Raw genomic sequence first — 352 nt, forward strand, 5'->3', positions numbered from 1 at the left:
ACAACCGTGCAACCTACACGGGTTGAAACTTGTTTGAGAGCATCCGCAACTACCCCCTTGCACCATGAAGAAACATTTCTCTTCATGCGTTTTCGCAAGGGCTTTTTGCTTTTTATTGCTTCCGTCAGATCTTCAAAAGCTACCTTGATTGCATTTAACATCAAGTTATGGGTAGCTGTAAAAACTATTGTTTGAATCCTACCTTTAAATGATGTTTCTCGGTTGTTCCACTTGATTTTACCGAGGTTATTCCGTTTGATTCTATCAGCTTTGGCACTGTTCCCTTTGGCAATAGACTTGTCAAAAACTGATTTGATTTTGTTGCGTTTAACTTGTTTCGCTGTTCTGTAAT

At 39.2% G+C, this 352-nt stretch carries 1 pseudogene; it reads right to left on the minus strand.

Features of this window, described 5'->3' with window-relative positions:
• Window positions 1-352 (minus strand): annotated as a pseudogene (locus tag FFO06_RS20895) (addiction module component); the annotation flags it as partial.

The organism is Dolichospermum planctonicum (assembly GCF_005402965.1).
In the GTDB taxonomy this organism is placed as follows: Bacteria; Cyanobacteriota; Cyanobacteriia; order Cyanobacteriales; family Nostocaceae; genus Dolichospermum; species Dolichospermum planctonicum.